This window comes from Stenotrophomonas sp. YJH_SMC_53 (assembly GCF_059369995.1).
The window spans coordinates 341,583-359,162 of sequence record NZ_JCAFTF010000004.1 but is presented as its reverse complement, the minus strand read 5'-3'; the positions used below and the strand labels follow the sequence as shown (position 1 = coordinate 359,162).

Annotated in this window: 13 protein-coding genes; 4 read left to right on the top strand and 9 right to left on the bottom strand. The window is 66.6% G+C overall.

Annotation, left to right across the window (positions count from 1 at the left end; genetic code table 11):
- The first annotated feature begins 193 nt into the window (after window positions 1-193).
- Entirely contained in the window at window positions 194-1,447 is a 1,254-nt protein-coding gene (locus tag AC5P7X_RS08860; RefSeq protein WP_053500129.1) for a M12 family metallo-peptidase, read from the top strand.
- A gap of 87 nt (window positions 1,448-1,534) precedes the next feature.
- Here AC5P7X_RS08860 and lpxH read toward each other — a convergent pair whose 3' ends face one another.
- The 9 genes from lpxH to AC5P7X_RS08815 form a co-directional block, all read right to left on the bottom strand.
- Window positions 1,535-2,281: a UDP-2,3-diacylglucosamine diphosphatase gene (gene lpxH / locus AC5P7X_RS08855; protein ID WP_005415454.1), complete on the bottom strand. Its 747-nt coding sequence runs from the start codon at window positions 2,279-2,281 to the stop codon at window positions 1,535-1,537.
- A gap of 93 nt (window positions 2,282-2,374) precedes the next feature.
- Window positions 2,375-2,914 carry a phosphatase PAP2 family protein gene (locus tag AC5P7X_RS08850; RefSeq protein WP_065185789.1) on the bottom strand — a complete coding sequence of 180 codons (540 nt, stop codon included), beginning with the start codon at window positions 2,912-2,914 and terminating at the stop codon, window positions 2,375-2,377.
- Window positions 2,895-4,040, bottom strand: coding sequence for a glycosyltransferase family 4 protein (locus tag AC5P7X_RS08845; RefSeq protein ID WP_070489309.1), 1,146 nt, complete (start codon window positions 4,038-4,040; stop codon window positions 2,895-2,897). Before AC5P7X_RS08845 ends, AC5P7X_RS08850 begins: the two co-directional genes overlap by 20 nt.
- Before the next feature lie 170 nt (window positions 4,041-4,210).
- A complete protein-coding gene (locus tag AC5P7X_RS08840; protein ID WP_329841358.1) occupies window positions 4,211-7,135 on the bottom strand; it encodes a TonB-dependent receptor domain-containing protein in 2,925 nt (974 codons plus the stop codon).
- 318 nt (window positions 7,136-7,453) lie between these two features.
- Window positions 7,454-8,980, bottom strand: coding sequence for an exopolyphosphatase (ppx, locus tag AC5P7X_RS08835; RefSeq protein WP_049417419.1), 1,527 nt, complete (start codon window positions 8,978-8,980; stop codon window positions 7,454-7,456).
- A gap of 354 nt (window positions 8,981-9,334) precedes the next feature.
- Window positions 9,335-11,422 (bottom strand): polyphosphate kinase 1, encoded by a 2,088-nt coding sequence (gene ppk1, locus AC5P7X_RS08830; protein ID WP_346607559.1) that lies wholly within the window; start codon window positions 11,420-11,422, stop codon window positions 9,335-9,337.
- Between the two features lie 4 nt (window positions 11,423-11,426).
- Window positions 11,427-12,758, bottom strand: a complete 1,332-nt coding sequence (gene phoR, locus AC5P7X_RS08825) for a phosphate regulon sensor histidine kinase PhoR (protein WP_005415460.1) — start codon at window positions 12,756-12,758, stop codon at window positions 11,427-11,429.
- 106 nt (window positions 12,759-12,864) lie between these two features.
- Window positions 12,865-13,554, bottom strand: coding sequence for a phosphate regulon transcriptional regulator PhoB (gene phoB / locus AC5P7X_RS08820; RefSeq protein ID WP_005408258.1), 690 nt, complete (start codon window positions 13,552-13,554; stop codon window positions 12,865-12,867).
- Between the two features lie 116 nt (window positions 13,555-13,670).
- Window positions 13,671-15,317: a M48 family metalloprotease gene (locus AC5P7X_RS08815; protein WP_053500781.1), complete on the bottom strand. Its 1,647-nt coding sequence runs from the start codon at window positions 15,315-15,317 to the stop codon at window positions 13,671-13,673.
- 142 nt (window positions 15,318-15,459) lie between these two features.
- Here AC5P7X_RS08815 and grxC point away from each other — a divergent pair, with 142 nt between their 5' ends.
- From grxC to AC5P7X_RS08800, 3 genes are all read left to right on the top strand, one after another.
- Entirely contained in the window at window positions 15,460-15,750 is a 291-nt protein-coding gene (gene grxC / locus AC5P7X_RS08810; RefSeq protein WP_004154541.1) for a glutaredoxin 3, read from the top strand.
- The gene (locus tag AC5P7X_RS08805; RefSeq protein ID WP_004154542.1) at window positions 15,747-16,139 is read left to right on the top strand and encodes a carboxymuconolactone decarboxylase family protein; all 393 of its coding nucleotides are present in this window, start codon (window positions 15,747-15,749) and stop codon (window positions 16,137-16,139) included. Before grxC ends, AC5P7X_RS08805 begins: the two co-directional genes overlap by 4 nt.
- A gap of 319 nt (window positions 16,140-16,458) precedes the next feature.
- Window positions 16,459-17,463 (top strand): isocitrate dehydrogenase, encoded by a 1,005-nt coding sequence (locus AC5P7X_RS08800; RefSeq protein WP_053500779.1) that lies wholly within the window; start codon window positions 16,459-16,461, stop codon window positions 17,461-17,463.
- Window positions 17,464-17,580 lie beyond the last annotated feature (117 nt).

Below are 17,580 nucleotides of genomic sequence, written 5' to 3'. Positions count from 1 at the left end.
CGCGAAAGCGGCGTATTCGCGACGTGTAGCAACGCTTTTGACCTTACTTAATCCAGATGCGGTCGATCACAAATCCTGATTTTCACTTCTCTCGCCTATTGAATTCACACGCCCCGCGCAGGCCATATGGTCAGACCCGGCACACCGGGTCGTGCTGCATCAACGCTGTTCACATCATTCAAGGAGCGACGCAATGTTGTCCAGATCGATTGGCAAAGCGGCAGGTGGCCTGGTGTTGGGTTTGTCGGTGGCAGCGGCCGCGCATGCGGCACCGTTGTTCGAGCCGGTGACGGTCATCAGCCGCGCATCGGCAAACAGCGAGCCCGCACTGGGCAAGCTGCTGGCCACCCCGTCCACGGCGACGGTACAGGAAGTGCGTGTCGATGCAGCAGCTACTGCACAACCGCAGCTGGAATTCGAACTGCTCGGCCGGCGGGTGCAGGCGGTGCGCAGCAAGGTCGAAGCACTGCCCGATGGCGGCAGCATCTGGTACGGCCAGTTCCGTTCGCCCTCGGACAAACTGACCGCGGCCACCTCCAACGGCCAGGACGACCCCGGCAATTCGCTGATCCTGGTGCGCTCGGGCGACACCGTCACCGGCTCGATCCGCAAGGATGGAAAGCTGTATCGCCTGCGCCCGTTGGGCAACCGCCACGTGCTGGTGGAAGTGGATGAATCGCGGATGCCGGCCGACCATCCGGCCGACTACAACCAGCTGCCGAAGATCCCGATGGGCAACAACGATCGCATCGGCATCGCGCAGGCATCGTCCGGTACGCCGGCGACCATCCGTGTGCTGGTGGTAGCGACCAATGCCGCCGTCGCCGCCTATGGCGGCAACATGCAGTCGCTGGTGCAGCTGGCGGTGGCCGAATCCAACCAGGGCTACGTCAACAGCAACGTCGGCATCACCATGCAGCTGGCCGGTTACGAGACCACCAGCTACACCGAGTCGGGCAGCTTCGACACCGACCTGGCACGCTTCCGTGGCACCAGTGATGGCTACATGGACAGCATCCACACCAGCCGCAACAACACGGCGGCCGACGTCGGCGTGCTGCTGATCAACAACACCGCCTACTGTGGCCTGGCCTCGGGCATCGGCTCGACCGCGTCTACGGCGTTCGCGGCGGTGTACTGGGATTGCGCGACCGGCTACTACTCGTTCGCGCATGAGATCGGCCACCTGCAGAGCGCGCGGCATGACATCGCCACCGACCCGAGCACATCGCCCTACGCCTATGGCCACGGCTACCGCTATGAGCCGTCCAGCGGCACCGGCTGGCGCACGATCATGGCCTACAACTGCACCCGCAGTTGCCCGCGCCTGAACTACTGGTCCAACCCGAACATCAGCTACAACGGCATCCCGATGGGCAATGCCAGCACCGCAGACAACCAGCGCGTGCTGGTCAACACCAAGGCCACCATCGCGGCATTCCGCTGAGGCCAGGCGCCGGCCAGGGTCGGCGTCTACCCGGGCGCGTTCACCGGCTCGGGTAGATGCCAACCCTGGTTGGCATCCTGCAATCCATCAATCGCGGGCGAGCGTATCCAGCGACCAGCCGCTGGCATCCACGCGCAGCACCGAGCCCTGTTCGTACCAGTCACCCAGCACGATACGGATGCAATCGCGTCCACCGGCCTGCAGTGCGTGGATGGCCGGACGGTGCGTGTGACCGTGGATCATGGTGTCCACGCCGTGGCGTACGAAGGTAGCATCGACTTCGGACGGGGCCACGTCGGTGACGGTCTCGAACTGCGCGCGATCGCCCTGCTTCATTTCCGACTGGCGGGCCTGGCTCGCCTCGCGCGCCTTCTGCGCGAAGGCGATGCGTGCGGCCAGCGGCTGCGACAGGAACTGCGCCTGGAACACCGGGTCGCGGGTCTGCGCACGGAACTGCTGGTAGGGGATGTCATCGGTGCACAGCAGGTCACCATGCTGCAGCAGCACCGGGCGGCCGTACAGCTCGATCACGCACGGGTCGGGCAGGATGCGCAGGCCGGCACGGCGCGCATAGTCCTCGCCAAGCAGGAAATCGCGGTTGCCGCGGATGAAGTACACGGGCACGCCGCTGTCGGACAGCACCTTCAACGCATCGGCCACCGCATCGGCAGCCGGGGAGGGCGTGTCGTCGCCGATCCAGGCCTCGAACAGGTCGCCGAGGATGTACAGCGCATCGGCGCCGGGCGCCTGCTCGCGCAGGAAGCGCAGGAACAGGTCGGTGATCTCCGGACGGCTGGGGTCCAGGTGCAGGTCGGATATGAACAACGTGGTCATGCCTGCATTCTAGGCCATCAATGATGATGGTAGCGCCGCCGGTATTGTGGGGGTCAGATCTCTTTTCCGAAGGAAAAGGATCTGACCCCGGGGCTACACCGGCAGCGGCAGCCAGGTCAGGCTGGCCGAAGCCAGCAGGACGGCGATGCCCGTGGCGGCGAGCACGTCGGAAGGATAGTGCAGGCCCAGCACCACCCGCGACAGTGCGACGCCGAGGGTGAACGGCACCAGCAAGGGTGCCAGCCAGGGGTAGTAGGCCAGTGCGACGATGGTGAACGACACTGCGTGCAGGGTGTGCCCGGAGGGGAAGCTGAATTCGTCCAGCGGTGCCACCCAGGCGCGGATGCGAAGATCGGCCGCGTAAGGCCGCGGGCGCCGCGTCCAGCGCTTGAGGCCCTTGTACAGCAGCAATGCGGCCAGGCCGGTGGCGGCCATGTGCACCGAGGCGCGCAGGCCATCGAAGCCATCCAGCACCACCAGCGCAGCCATCAGCACATACCAGAACACGCCATCGCCGAGACGGCTGATGGCCGAAAACAGGCGGCGCACGCGGCGGCGCCGGCAGTAGTGGTTCGCCCGCCGGCACAAGCGTGCCTCGCGCCCTGCCAGCAGTTCAAGCGGCGTGGTGCGCATGGCCGCTCCTCCGCGACTGCGCAAGCTCGGCCAGCAACGCATCGAACTCGGCCACCACCTGCTGTGGATGCAATCGCTTCATCGCGCGTGCGGCATTGCCGCCCAGTTCGTGGCGTTGCGCGTCATCGGCGGCCAGTTGCACGGCGGCCTCGATGAACTGCTCGTCGCTGTCCACCGCTGCGCCGTTCTCGCCGTTGCGCAGGTACTCACGCGCGGCGCCGTAGTCGAAGGCCACGGTGGCCACACCGCTGGCCATGCTTTCCAGAGTCACGTTACCGAATGTCTCGCTGCGGCTGGGGAACAGGAACAGATCGCCGCTGGCGAAGTGGCGGGCCAGCGCATCGCCGCGCTGGATGCCACAGAAGATGAAATCGGGATTTTCATGTGCCAGCTTCTCGCGGGCCGGGCCGTCACCCACCCATACAAAGCGTGCCTTGGGCCGGATCTGCTGCAGGCGGCGGAATGCCTTCACCGCCAGGCCGAGGTTCTTCTCGGCAGCAATGCGGCCGACATAGATCGCCACCAGGCCGTTGCCATCCACGCCCCATTCCTCGCGCAGTGCAGGGTCGCGCCGGCCTGGATCGAACTGCTGGCTGTCCACCGCGCGGGCCAGCAGGCGCACGCGTTCGAAGCCCTGTTCGCCGAGGAACTGCTGCAGTTCGCGGGTCGGCACCAGGGTAGCGTCCGCCTGGTTGTGGAAGCGGCGCATCCAGCGCATGGCCGCGGCCTGCAGCCATGCCACGCCATAGTCGGGCAGGTACTCGTCGAAGCGGGTGTGGAAGCCGCTGGCGACCGGAATGCCGAGGCGACGTGCGGTACGCAGTGCCGACCAGCCGAGTGGACCTTCTGTGGCGATGTAGACCGCATCCGGACGCTGATTCTGCCAATGGCGGCCCAGCCGGATCGGGGCTGGCAGGCCGAAGCGCAGGCCGGGGTAGCGGGGCAGGGCAGCGCCGGGAACCAGCAAGGTGCCGGGTGCCGAATCCAGCGCTTCGGTGGACTGGCGGGGGCGGACGAGGTCGATCTCGTGTCCGGCTGCACGCAGACCCTGCTCCAGGCCCTGTACGGTGAGGGCGACGCCGTTGACTTCCGGCGGATAGGTCTCGGTGACGATGGCATAGCGCATGGCGGGCCTCCCGGTTTCCGGCATGCTCGGCCCTGGCGATGTAGCCGACATGACCACTTTGCGACCGTCAGATGACGGGGGCGCCGGCCACCGCAGGGGCGCTGCGGCCAACAAAAAACCACGGCCCCGAAGGGCCGTGGTCCTGGTGCTTCATGTCACAGCGCGATGGATCAGAAGCGCTGCTGGTACTTCATGTAGACGAAGCGGCCGATGTCGTAGCCGCCGTAGTACGAGAAGGCCGAGTTCGGCTTGCTGTACATGATCGGGCCGGTCTTTTCGAACACGTTGTTGGCACCGACCGACACGGTGGCATCCCACGGCAGCGAGTAGCGCACCTGCACGTCGTGGAAGGTGACAGCACCACGCTCGTTGTAGTTGCGGGCGCCCTTGTACCACGGTGCATACACACCCGGATCCGAGCATTCGTCCGGGTACAGCGCGATGTTCGAGCAGGTTTCCTTCACGCCCGAGTAGTAACGCGCGGTCCAGCTCGCGCCGAAGTTGCCCCGCTCGTAGCCCAGCACCAGGTTGGAACGGACGCGGAAGGCGCTGCCGATGCCGTTGGTGACGATCGGGACGATCGAGTTGTCGTTGGAGGTGCGGTAGGTTGCACTGGATACGTAGGTGGTGGCCGAGTTCACGTTGAACTTGCCGAACCGGGTGTCCAGACGGTAGCTCACATCCAGGTCGTAGCCTTCGGTTTCCATGAAGCCCGCGTTGCGGTTGCCGAACTTCAGGTTGGTCACGATGCCGGTCACCGGGTCACGCTGGAAGCGCGAGCAGCGCGCGTCGATGCCCGACTCATAGCAGTCCTGCAGGATCTGGGTCGGCGTGTCGGCGATGATCGTGTTGTCGATGCGGATCTTCCACCAGTCCAGCGAGGCGTTGAAGCCCTGGATGAAGCTCGGGCTCCAGACCAGGCCCAGGGTCTTGCTGGTCGAGGTTTCCGGCGTCAGCAGCGGGTTGGACCCGGAGGTGAACGGCACCGGCGTCGCGTCCGTCGACGTGTTCACCGGGGTGCCGCCCTGGCGCAGCTGGCGGAAGGTATTCGCATTGGCGATGTCGCGTGCGCAACGTGCACGGACTTCGGCGCTGGAGGCCGAGGAACCGAAACGGGTGTCGCACGGATCGCTGAACTGCGCGAAGGTCTCCGAACCACCACCGAACAGGTCGCTGATGGTCGGTGCACGGAAGCCCTCGGCCCAGGTGCCACGCACCATCAGCGAGTCGATCGGCTTCCACTTGAAGCCGAACTTGCTGTTGAGCGTGTTGCCGAAGGTGTTGTAGTCCGAGAAGCGGGTTGCGCCATTGAAGGTCAGTTCCTTCGCGCCCGGCAGGTCGGCCAGCACCGGAACGTTCACTTCCAGGTAGGCCTCGTTGACGGTGTAGTCACCGCCGGTCGGGCCTGCGGCCAGGTTGGTGGTAGCGCCGGTCTGGGCCAGGGCATCCGGGGTGTACTTGCCTTCTTCCTTGCGGCTTTCCACGCCGAAGGCGAAGCCGAGATCGCCAGCCGGCAGGGTCACGATGCTGCCAGCGATGTTGGCAAAGAAGTTCTTGGAGGTGGTGCGGCCCTTGGTGATCTCTTCCGGGAACAGCCACGCCTGCAGTTCTTCGTTGCCGTACAGGCCATCGGCAGCCGTCGTGCCGTACGGAACCAACGGGTTCCACGGCTTGCACACGTCATAGGAGATCGGTGCAGCTGCGGTACCGCACTGCACCTTGCCGGTGGCGGCGTTGTAGAACGACGGGCCGACGCCGCCGGCGACGCGACCCTTGTGCAGGTTGCCGGTGGCCACCGATTCCAGCTCATTGCGGTTGTACTGGTAACCCACTTCCCAGTCGAAGTAGCGGCTGCCGATCTCGAACGAACCGTCGAACGACGCCACCGCGCGGTAGGTCTTCAGCTCGCTGGTGGTCACGCGCGGCACTTCCCAGGTGCGGCGGTTCCAGGCCACGGCGGTCGGGTTGGCGTAACCGTGCTGGCGGCCGAACGGGTTGAAGTAGCTGTTGATCGACATCGAGCCGACACCGGCGGTGCTCGACTGCAGCGGATAGCCCGCGATCTGGCGGGTGGACTCACGCTTGTTGTAGCCCAGCTCGGTGCGGAAGTTGACGTTGTCGGTGATCTTGAAGCGGCCGTCGAAATAGACCGAGTCGCGCTTGACCGGATACATCACATGCATCTGGTCGTTGGCGTTGCTCACGTCACCGGTGAAAGGCGTGGTATCGGTGAGGTGGTAATTGGCCGGGTTGGTGGGATCCGCGCCGCGGTTGAGGGAATAGCCGCAACCCGCAGTGGCGGTACAGCCCGGGCCGCGCAGACCCGTGAACTGGCCGTACTGGCTGATGGTGGTCCAATTGCTGCTGTCGTACGGATGGCGATCGGTCATGCCGTACTTGCTGAAGCCGCGATCGCGCGCCCACACGCCCTTCTCTTCGGCATGCTCGGCCGAGAGGGTCAACGACACGCGCTCATTGCTCCAGCCGGCGACAACGTCGAAGCGGTCGCGTGCACCGTCGCCCTGGCTGTACTGGCCGTGGTAGACGTTGGCAGTCACACCGGTGACATTGGAACGGGTGATGATGTTCACCACACCGGCCATGGCGTCGGAGCCATAGATCGCAGAGGCGCCGTCCTTCAGCACCTCGATGCGTTCCACGGCGGACACCGGCAGCGTGGAGATGTCCTGGTAGCCGGACGTGCTGATGCCCAGGCGCTTGCCGTTGACCAGCACCAGGGTGCGCTGGGTGCCCAGGTTGCGCATGTCGATGTAGGTGCCGCCCGCGTTTTCGCCTGCGGTCAGCGCATTGGCGCGGCTGATGGTCGGGCTGCCCATGGCGGTGACGTTCTGCAGAATGTCGGCAACTGAGCTGAACCCCTGCTTTTCGATGTCGTTGCGGCTGATCGCGAACACCGGCTGGGCGGTCTCCACGTCCACCTGGCGGATGCGCGAGCCGGTGATCTCGATGCGGTCGAGGTTGGTCGGGTTGGCGTTGCTGCCTTCCTGGGCAAACGCGGGCAGCGCTGCCAGCGCTGCAGTGGTAGCCAGGGCGTAGCGGATGGCCTGCCCCAGTGCGGTGGTGCGTGAAGTCATGGCGAGCTCTCTCTCTCAGGTCGTGCACAGGACGCCAAAGTGGGCGTCGAAGGAGCCAGCAGGGTCGATGACCGAGCCGGTGACCCGATAGTAGTCTCGTTAGTTAATGCTCTGTAAAGGGTTCGTATCCATTTATGTCACGCGGCCGCGCCATTCTTCACAAAACGTGAACAAAAGCAGGCGCTTACGTGATGGCAGCGATTGCCCACAGCGGGCCGTTTGTGGTGCGGAGCAGCACAAAAAACCGCCAGACTGCGCAAAGTGGGAGTGGGAAATGCGTCACCCCGGTTGTCCTGTGGACAACAGCGGACAGCGTATTCAGGCCACGAACGGACGGAACTGGATGCCCAGCCCGGCGATGCCATCGGTCTCGCCGATCAGGTCCGCGCGCAGCAGCGGGCGGGCATCGATGAAGGCCTGCGGCACGATCAGCGACAGCCGGTTGTCGTCGGCGGTCAGTTCCAGTGCCGGCAGCGGATCGTCTTCGTGGGCGCGATTGAGCAGCACCGCCAGCCGCAGCAGGGCCGCCAGCCGGCGTGCGGTCAGCAGCAGTCGCTCGGGCAGGGCGTCGAAGGCGGTCTTGGCCACGCTGCGGCGGTGGCTACGCACCAGGGCCGCCAGCATCTGCTGCTCCTGGCGCGAGAAGCCGGCGATATCCGAGTGTTCCAGCACATAGCTGCCATGCACGTGGTAGCCGCTGTGCGCGATCATCAGGCCCAGCTCGTGCAGGCGCGCGGCCCAGCCGAGCATGCGCGCATCGTCGGCATCGAGCCTCCAGCGCTCCTGCACCTGTTCCAGCAGGGACAGCGCGGTGTCCTGCACGCGCTCGGCCTGGACGGTATCGATACCGTAGCGCTGGCTGAGAGCAGCCACCGATTCGTCACGCAGGTCGTTCTCGCCGGCGCGGCCGACGATGTCATACAGGATGCCTTCGCGCATCGCCGCCTTGCTGACCAGCAGCTTCTGCAGGCCCAGCGCCTGGAAGGCCGCTTCCAGCACCAGGATGCCGCCGGCGATGATCGGGCGGCGGTCGCTGGACAGCCCCGGCAGCTGGATGTCGTCGATCTTCTTGGCCTTCAGCAGTTCATCGCGCAGCTGCGGCAGGGCCTCGGCGGTGATGGCGCCCTTGCTCAGCTTCATCGTCGCGCAGATCTCGCTGATCGCCTTGTGCGTGCCGGAAGAGCCCAACGCTTCCTGCCAGCCCAGCGCGCGGTACTTGCTGGCGAAAGGCTGGAACTCGCGGCCAATCTCGGCCAGCGCGTCCTTCCAGCGCTTCTTGCTCAGCTTTCCGCCGGGGAAAAAGCGCCGGGTGCTGGCGATGCAGCCGGCCTGCAGGCTTTCGCGCTCCAGGGTCTGCATGCCCATGCCGATGATGAACTCGGTGGAGCCACCGCCGATGTCGATCACCAGCCGGCGCTGCCCGGGCTTGGGCGGTTGCGCGTGGGCCACGCCCAGGTAGATCAGGCGCGCTTCTTCGCGCCCGCTGACCACTTCGATGGCATGCCCCAGTGCGGTCTCGGCCGGTACCAGGAACGACTGCGGCGAGCGCAGCTGGCGCACGGTGTTGGTGGCCAGCGCGCGCACCCGGTGCGGCGGCACATTGCGGATGCGCTGGCCGAAGCGGGCCAGGCATTCCAGTGCACGTTGGCGTGCAGCGGAAGAGAGACCACCCTTGCCATCCAGGCCATCGGCCATGCGCACCGTCTCGCGCAGGCGGTCGATCACCCGCAGCTGGCCGAGCGTATAGCGCGCGATGACCATGTGGAAACTGTTGGAGCCAAGGTCGATGGCGGCCAGCAGGTCGCCATCCTGCAATGCGGGCGGAGTCGTGGTGGTATGCGGCATGGACGAATGTTAGCCGAAGGGGCGGTGTGCTCGTCACCGCGCGGCCTTCACATTTTGGAAGAGGGGAGTGCGGCAGGGCTGCGCCCTGCATCTGCAGAGGCAACGTCAAAAGCGAGGTATCCGTGGGATGGCGGGCTGGGCCCGGCTGCGGGGGACGCTGCAAGTACGTCCATGTAAGCTCGGTCGCGCCATCCATGGCGCTCACGCCCCCGCAACCGGATCCACCCCGCCTTCGACAGTTTCCCGCGGTCTGTCGGTACGGCACGGGGTCGGATCCCGTTGCTGCGCAACGGGCTCTGACCCCTTGGTTCTGCATGGGCGATGCGTGCCGACCAACGGTCGGCACCTACCGGATCACAGCCCCTGCATCAACGCCATCTGCGCCGAATGCGGGGCTTCGTCGTGGGCTGGGGCACGCTTGTGGTAGATGCCGTGCGCGTCCAGTTCCCAGGCGTTGAGGTTGTCGTCAAGGTAGTTCTGCAGGACTTCGCGGTAGACCCGCTTGGCCAGTTCCGGATCGAGGATCGGGAAGCAGGTCTCGACCCGGCGCAGCAGGTTGCGTTCCAGCCAGTCGGCGCTGGCGCAGTACATTTCCGGTGCGCCGTCGTTGCCGAACCAGTAGACGCGGCTGTGTTCCAGGAAGCGGCCGACGATCGAGCGCACGCGGATGTTGTCCGAGATGCCCGGTACGCCCGGTCGCAGTGTGCAGGCGCCGCGGATGATCAGGTCGATCTGCACGCCGGCCTGCGACGCGGCGTACAGCGCGCGCACCACCTGCGGTTCGTTCAGTGCGTTCATCTTGGCGATGATCCGCGCCGGGCGGCCGGCGGCGGCGATGCGCGTCTCGCGCTCGATGCGGCCGAGAATGCCGGTGTGCAGGGTGAAGGGCGACTGCAGCAGGCGCTTGAGCTTCATCTTCGAGGCCAGCCCGGACAGCTGCTGGAACAGCAGGTGCACGTCGTTGCCGATGTCCGCATCGGCGGTGATCAGGCTGATGTCGGTGTACGCGCGGGCGGTGCCGCTGTGATAGTTGCCGGTGCCCAGGTGCACGTAGCGGCGCAGCTTGCGGCCCTCGCGGCGCACGATCAGCAGCATCTTGGCGTGGGTCTTGTAGCCGACCACGCCGTACACCACCTGTACGCCGGCTTCCTGCAGGCGATCGGCCAGGCCCAGGTTGGCCTCTTCGTCGAAGCGCGCGCGCAGTTCGACCACCACGGTCACGTCCTTGCCGTTGCGCGCGGCCTGGATCAGCGCATCGACGATCAGTGAGTCCTTGCCGGTGCGGTACAGGGTCTGCTTGATCGCCAGCACATTGGGATCGACCGCCGCCTGCCGGATCAGGTCCAGCACCGCGGTGAAGGCATCGAACGGGTGATGCAGCAGCAGGTCGTGGCGGGCCACCGTCTCGAAGATGCCGTCGCTGTCGCGCAGCGTGCGAGGGGTCATCGGCGGGTACTTCAGCTCCGGCTGCGCGATCAGGTCGTACAGCTGGATGATGCGGTTGAGGTTGACCGGGCCATCGATGCGGTACACCGCGTTTTCGGTCAGGCCGAAATTCTGCAGCAGGGTGCGCACGATCTCGCGCGGCATGTCGTGGGCGATCTCCAGCCGCACCGCCGGCCGGTAGCCGCGGTCGACCAGCTCGTCACGCAGTGCCAGCGCCAGGTTCTCCACTTCCTCCTCGTCCACCACCAGTTCGGAGTTGCGGGTGACGCGGAACTGGTAGGCGCCCTGGACTTCCATGCCCGGGAACAGCTCATCGACGAAGGTCGACAGCACGGAGGACAGGAACACGAAGTTCTGCGGACCGCCGAGCTTCTCCGGCAGCTGGATGATGCGCGGCAGCGAGCGCGGCGCACGCACGATGGCCAGGTGGCCGGCGCGGCCGAACGCGTCGGTGCCCTTCAGCACCACTACGATGTTCAGCGACTTGTTGAGGATCTTCGGGAACGGGTGCACCGGGTCCAGGCCCAGCGGCGACAGCACCGGCATGATCTCGTTGCGGAAGTAGGCGCGCAGCCAGCGCTTCTGGCGGTCGGTCCAGGAGTGGCGGCCGAGCACGCCGATGCCGGCCTCCATCAGCGCCGGCCGCAGCGTCTCGTTCCAGCAGCGGTACTGCTGGTCCACCAGTTCGGCGGCGCGGTCATGGATGGCGCTCAGGATGGCCTGCGGGCTCATCCCGTCCGGTGCCGGTGGCAGGCCGAACTCCTGCGCGTGGCGCACGGCGGCGGCGCGGATCTCGAAGAACTCGTCGAGGTTGGTACAGGAGATGCACATGAAGCGCAGGCGCTCCAGCAACGGCACCTGCGGGTCCATCGCCTGGGCCAGCACGCGGAAGTTGAAATCCAGCTGCGACAGCTCGCGGTTGATGTACAGCGCCGGGTCGCGCAACGGATCGTTGTCCGGGCTCACGGGGAGGGGGAGGGATCCGAGGCTGCTCATGGCGTCATTCTTCGATGGAGGTCAGGGGGGCGGACTCGCGCGGGCGCACGTGGTCGGCATCGAAATGGCAGGAGAACACCGAGCCCTTGCCGACTTCGCTTTCAATCTCCAGCCGTGCGTGATGCAGGCCGAGGATGTGCTTGACGATGGACAGGCCCAGCCCGGTGCCGCCGCTCTCGCGCGAGCGGCTGCTGGACACACGGTAGAAGCGTTCGGTCAGGCGCGGCAGGTGGGTGGCCGGGATGCCGTAGCCGGAATCGCGCACTGCCAGCACCGCACCGTCGCCCTCGCGGCGGAACTCCACCGCGATGCGGCCACCGGCCGGCGTATAGCGCACCGCATTGGTGACCAGGTTGGAGAATGCGCTGTGCAGTTCCTTGGTCGAGCCCTGAAGGTCAACGCCGGCGAGGTCGTCGATGCTGATCTGGTGGCGGCCCTGGCTGTGCGCTTCGGCTTCGCGGCGCAGCGTCGCCAGCATCGGCTGCATGGCCACGGTCTCTTCCTCGCTGTGTTCCTGCGATTCGAGGCGCGACAGGGTCAGCAGGTCTTCCACCAGCTGGGCCATGCGCTGGCTCTGCTTGCGCATTTCTTCCAGCATCGGTCCGGTTCCCGGGAAATCCTCCGGGTCCATCATGTCCAGGTAGCCGTGGACCACGGTGAGCGGCGTGCGCAGTTCGTGTGAAACGTTGGCGACGAAATCCCGCCGCACCTGCTCCAGGCGCAGCAGCTTGCTGACGTCACGCGCGATCAGCAGCCAGTAGTCCGACGAATAGGGAATCAGGCGCAGGTTCAGGCGGATCGCCGGATCGACCGGCGAGGGTACGTCCAGGATGGGCTCGGCATTGCGGCCACCAGCCAGCCAGTGCGCCAGCGGCATTGGCTGCAGGCGCTCGACCAGGGCCTCGCCAAGGTCGCCGGGATGGTGCAGGCCGAGCAGAGCGGTAGCCGCTTCGTTGAACCACTGCACGCGCTGGCTGTTGCGATCCAGCACGACGACGGCATCAGGCAACGCGGCGGCAGCAGCGCGGTAGCTGCGCAGCATGTCCAGCAGGCGGCGCTTGCGCACGCGCATTTCCACCTGGTTGCGGTACAGCAGGCGGTCCAGTTCGTTCCAGACGCCGGTGCCTTCTTCGGCGGTGTCCCAGCGCTGGCGAGCGGTCAGCCGGCGCAGAACGCTGCGCAGGCGCCAGTAATGCCAGGCCAGGGTCGCCAGCGCGCCCAGTGCGATGCACAACCACAGATGGCCCGTGAACCACCCCACCAGTCCGGCGAACAGCAGCACCGCGGCAACGGTGGCCAGGGTCTTCAACCAGGCAGAGCGGATGTGGCGGGGCATTGCGATCTCGTCGTTGAGGTGCGGCGGTTCACTGGGGTGAACCGAGGGTTATAGCAGAGTTGCCGGCACCGGCACCCGCAGGTGCGCGGTGCCGGCACGACGAGACTCAGGTAGCAGTGGAGAAGCGGTAGCCGGCGCCGCGCACGGTCTGCACCATGTTCTCGGCGTTGAACGGCTCCAGCGTCTTGCGCAGGCGGCGGATATGCACGTCGATGGTGCGCTCCTCCACGTACACGCTGCCGCCCCATACATGGTCCAGCAGCTGCGCGCGGGTGTAGACGCGCTCGGGATGGGTCATGAAGAAATGCAGCAGACGGTATTCGGTCGGGCCGATCGGCACCGGCTGGTCGTTGGCGAACACGCGATGGGCGGCGCCGTCGATACGGATCGGGCCGACGGCTACGCTGCCGTCCTCGTCATCTTCGCGGGCGCGGCGCATGACCGCTCGGATGCGGGCCAGCAGTTCGCGTGCCGAGAACGGCTTGACCACATAGTCATCGACACCGGCCTCGAGGCCACCGACGCGATCATTCTCTTCGCCGCGGGCGGTCAGCATGATGATCGGTACTTCGCGGGTCAGCGTTTCCTTGCGCCAGCGGCGGGCCAGGTCCAGGCCGCTGGTGCCGGGCAGCATCCAGTCCAGCAGGATCAGGTCGGGAACGCGATCGGCGATCGCGGTCTGGGCCTCCCGGGCATCGCCGGCGTGGACCGGTTCGTAATCGCCCTTGCGAAGGGCGAAGGCGACCATTTCACGGATCGCGGGCTCGTCATCGACGATCAGGATGCGTTTCTGCACGAGGACACCGTAGGGCTCGGTTACTGGAGTGGTGCCAGTAGACTACGGTTTGATGACATGTTTGTGACTACCCGGCCGGAACCGGCCTGGATTGCCATCGGCCGGTCATGCGGTGCTCAGCGGCGGTCCAGGTCCGGGTCCTGCACGCCCTGCCGGCGCAGCTCCAGCACCGTCGGGGTGATCGATTCGATGCGGGCGTCAACCCGCGCGCGGCCGATGTAATCCAGCGCCGGGTTGCGCTTGAGCGCCTGCAGCTGCATCAGCGCCTGTTCTGGCCGCCCGCTGAGGAAGGCGGCCTCGGCATAGGCCTCGCTGGCGCGCACGCTGTCGCCAGCCAACTCGCTGGCGCGGGCGAAACGCTGCTGGAAGACCGGATCGTTACCGCTTTGCGACAGCAGGGGGCGCAGCATCGCCTGCGCACGCTGGCCGGCTTCGCGGCTGCCTTGTTCGTTCAGGATCTCGGCATAGGTCAGTGCCACCGGGCGGCTGTTGGGGTGTTCGCGCAGCAGCTGCTCGAAGCGGCTGTTGGCCTGGGCCGCCTGGCCTGCGCGCGACTCCGCCTCGCCCAGCCCCAGCGCCAGCCACAGGTTGCCGGGGTGGCTCTGCAGCAGGCCGGCCAGGGTCTGCCGGGCCTGGCCGGCACCGGCACGGCCACCGCGCATCACCGCCAGCGCCTGGCCGTAGCGCTGCGCATCGTTGAGGCCGTCCTTCTGCCGCTTGGCCAGGTCGGCGTACTCGCGCTCCAGCTCGGGGGTGGAGTCCGCGCTGAGCACGCGCAGGCGCTCACGCGCCCACTCGAAGTCACCGCTGGCGCCACGGTTGAGCTGGCCGATCGGCAGGCGCAGCACACTGCTGGGCAGCAGCGGGTTGTTGCCGCGCAACAGCGGCTCGCCCAGGCTGGGATCTGCCGGGTCCACCCGCTCCTTGCGCTCGCCGGTGGGGGTGCTGGTGGTGAGCAGCACCGTATCCTTCTTCATCTGCTGGGCGCGGGACTTGGCCTCGCTGATGCGGGTGATGTTGACCGGGTGGGTGCGCAGGAACTCGGGCACGCTGTAGCCGCCTTCGTTGCCGCGCATGGCTGCCGACATCCGCTCGAAAAAGCCGGCCATGGCATCCACGTCGTAGCCGCTGCGCGACAGGGTGCGGATGCCCAGACGGTCGGCCTCGGACTCGTTGGAGCGGGTGTAGTTGATCTGCCGCTGCTGCATCAGGCCCATGCCCGAGCTGATCGCGGCCATCGTCGCGTTGCCGGACGACGTGCTGTTGCTGGCCTGGGCGGCCACTACCGCCGCCAGCATGCCCAGCAGGATCGGGATCTGGTCGCGCTGGGCGCGCTCGACACCGCGCAGCACGTGCTGCTGGGTAACGTGGGCGATTTCGTGGGACAGCACCGCAGCGACCTCGTCCTCGCGCTCGGCGGTCAGCACCAGTCCGGCATTGACCCCGATGTAGCCGCCCAGCGTGGCGAACGCGTTGATCTGGCGGTCGTTCATCACGAAGAAGGTGTACGGCTGCCGCGGCTGGTCACTGTTGGAGCCGAGCCGGGTACCCATGGTCTGCAGCCAGTCGTTGACCAGCGGATCTTCCAGCAGGTAGCCGTAGTTGCGCAGCTCGCGCAGCATCATCGCGCCGTACTCGGCCTGGCGGGCCGGGGTCAGCAGCTCGCCGGCCGAAGAGCCGATGTCGGGCAGCTTCTCCTGGGCCTGGGCCAGCGGCATGGCCAGGGCCAGGGTGACGGCGGTAGTCAGCAGCAGGGCTCGCAAGCAGAAGGTCCTCGGGCGGGGCGCGCCAAGCGTGGCAGGGCGGGGGGCAACCATTCGTTAATCCACAGTGTTGCGGCCGTGGCGTGGAAATTCCAGCGCACCGGTACCATATGTAGACCGTCGATCCATCGTGGAGTTTCCCGTGACAGCCCAGACCGCCGGCGGTGCCCCCGCCATCACCATCTATTCCACTGCCGTCTGCCCGTACTGCGTGGCCGCCAAGAACTTCCTGAAGAGCAAGGGCCAGCAGTGGACCGAGGTCCGCATTGACCTGGACCCGGCCGAGCGCGAGAAGATGATGGCGCTGACCCGCCGCACCAGCGTGCCGCAGATCTTCGTCGGCGACGTCCATGTCGGCGGCTACGACGACATGATGGCCCTGCACCGTGAAGGCAAGCTCGAGCCGCTGCTGGCCGGGCAGGGCCAGGCATGAGCGCGGCCGACGACGGCAGCAAGGACCGCATCGCCGAGTTCACCGAGTTCCGCAAGCGCATGAACGAGCGCATCCTGGGCGAACCGAACCAGGTGGTGCGCCGCTTCTTCGCGCTGGATACGCAGACCTACCAGGCCGGCGCGCTGGACGTGAAGACCAAGGAGCTGCTGGGCCTGGTGGCCTCGATGGTGCTGCGCTGCGACGACTGCATCAGCTACCACGTGGCCCAGTGCAAGGACGCCGGGGTGACCCGCGAGGAGTTCTTCGAGACCTTCTCGGTCGGCCTGGTGGTGGGCGGCTCCATCGTGATCCCGCACCTGCGCCGCGCGGTCGACTTCCTCGACCAGCTGGAAGGCGGCGCCGCCGCGCCAGCCGCGCACGAGCACTGAGGATCGTGCCGGCCGCGGGCCGGCATCGCCTGAACCCGGCATGGCCGGGGTTGCCGGCCAGCGGCCGGCACTACCGCACCCGCGAGGGGCCTTCCCCACGATCCAACAGCCCAGGAGCCCCTTCTTGTTGAAGGGGCGCGCCGACAGGCGGGGTAGAGGAGGGATGCGCGGGCAATTCTGCCTGAGCCGGGGACTGGGACCATGGTCTATTTGGGACCTCGGCCCCGGCTCAGGCATAATTGCCGGTGAAACTTCCTTTGCGCCGGCGTTTCCGGGCACGTCCGGACGGCGTTTTTCCCCCTGTTCGGAACATCGATCAATGACGCAGAAAATTACGGTCATCCGCGGCGACGGCATTGGCCCGGAAATCATGGACGCCACCCTGTTCGTGCTCGACCAGCTCAAGACTGGCCTGGAGTACGAAGACGCCGACGCCGGCCTGGTGGCCCTGGAAAAGCACGGCGACCTGATGCCGGCGGTGACCCTGGAATCGATCGCGCGCAACAAGGTCGCGCTGAAGAGCCCGCTGACCACCCCGGTCGGCGGTGGCTTCACCTCGATCAACGTCAGCCTGCGCCGTCACTTCGACCTGTACGCCAACGTGCGTCCGGCCCACACCTTCCCGAACACCAAGTCGCGTTTCGACAACGTCGACCTGATCACCGTCCGTGAGAACACCGAAGGTGCCTACCTGGCCGAAGGCCAGGAAGTGTCGGCCGATGGCGAGACCGCCTTCTCCGGCACCCGCATCACCCGCAAGGGCTCCGAGCGCATCGTGCGCTACGCCTTCGAGCTGGCCAAGAGCACCGGCCGCAAGAAGGTCACCGCCGTGCACAAGGCCAACATCATCAAGTCGACCTCGGGCCTGTTCCTGAATGTCGCCCGTGAAGTCGCCGCGCAGTACCCGGACATCGAGTTCCAGGAAATGATCGTCGACAACTGCTGCATGCAGCTGGTGATGCGTCCGGAACAGTTCGATGTGATCGTCACCACCAACCTGTTCGGCGACATCATCTCCGACCTGTGCGCCGGCCTGGTCGGCGGCCTGGGCCTGGCTCCGGGTGCCAACATCGGCAAGGACGCGGCGATCTTCGAAGCCGTGCACGGCACCGCGCCGGACATCGCCGGCCAGGGCAAGGCCAATCCGTGTGCGCTGCTGCTGGCGGCCGCGCAGATGCTGGACCACATCGGCCAGCCGGAGAATGCCGAGCGCCTGCGCAAGGCCATCGTGGCGACCATGGAAGCCAAGGACTCGCTGACCGGCGACCTGGGTGGCGCCGGTACCACCATGAGCTTTGCCCAGGCCATCGCCAGCCGCCTGTAAGCGGCCGGCCGACCTCGGTTGGATCCACAGCGGGGCGCCTTCGGGCGCCCCGTTGCGTTGTGGGCTGGCTCGGTAGATCCACGCCCTGCGTGGATGACGGGGCCCCTGCGGTCCGCA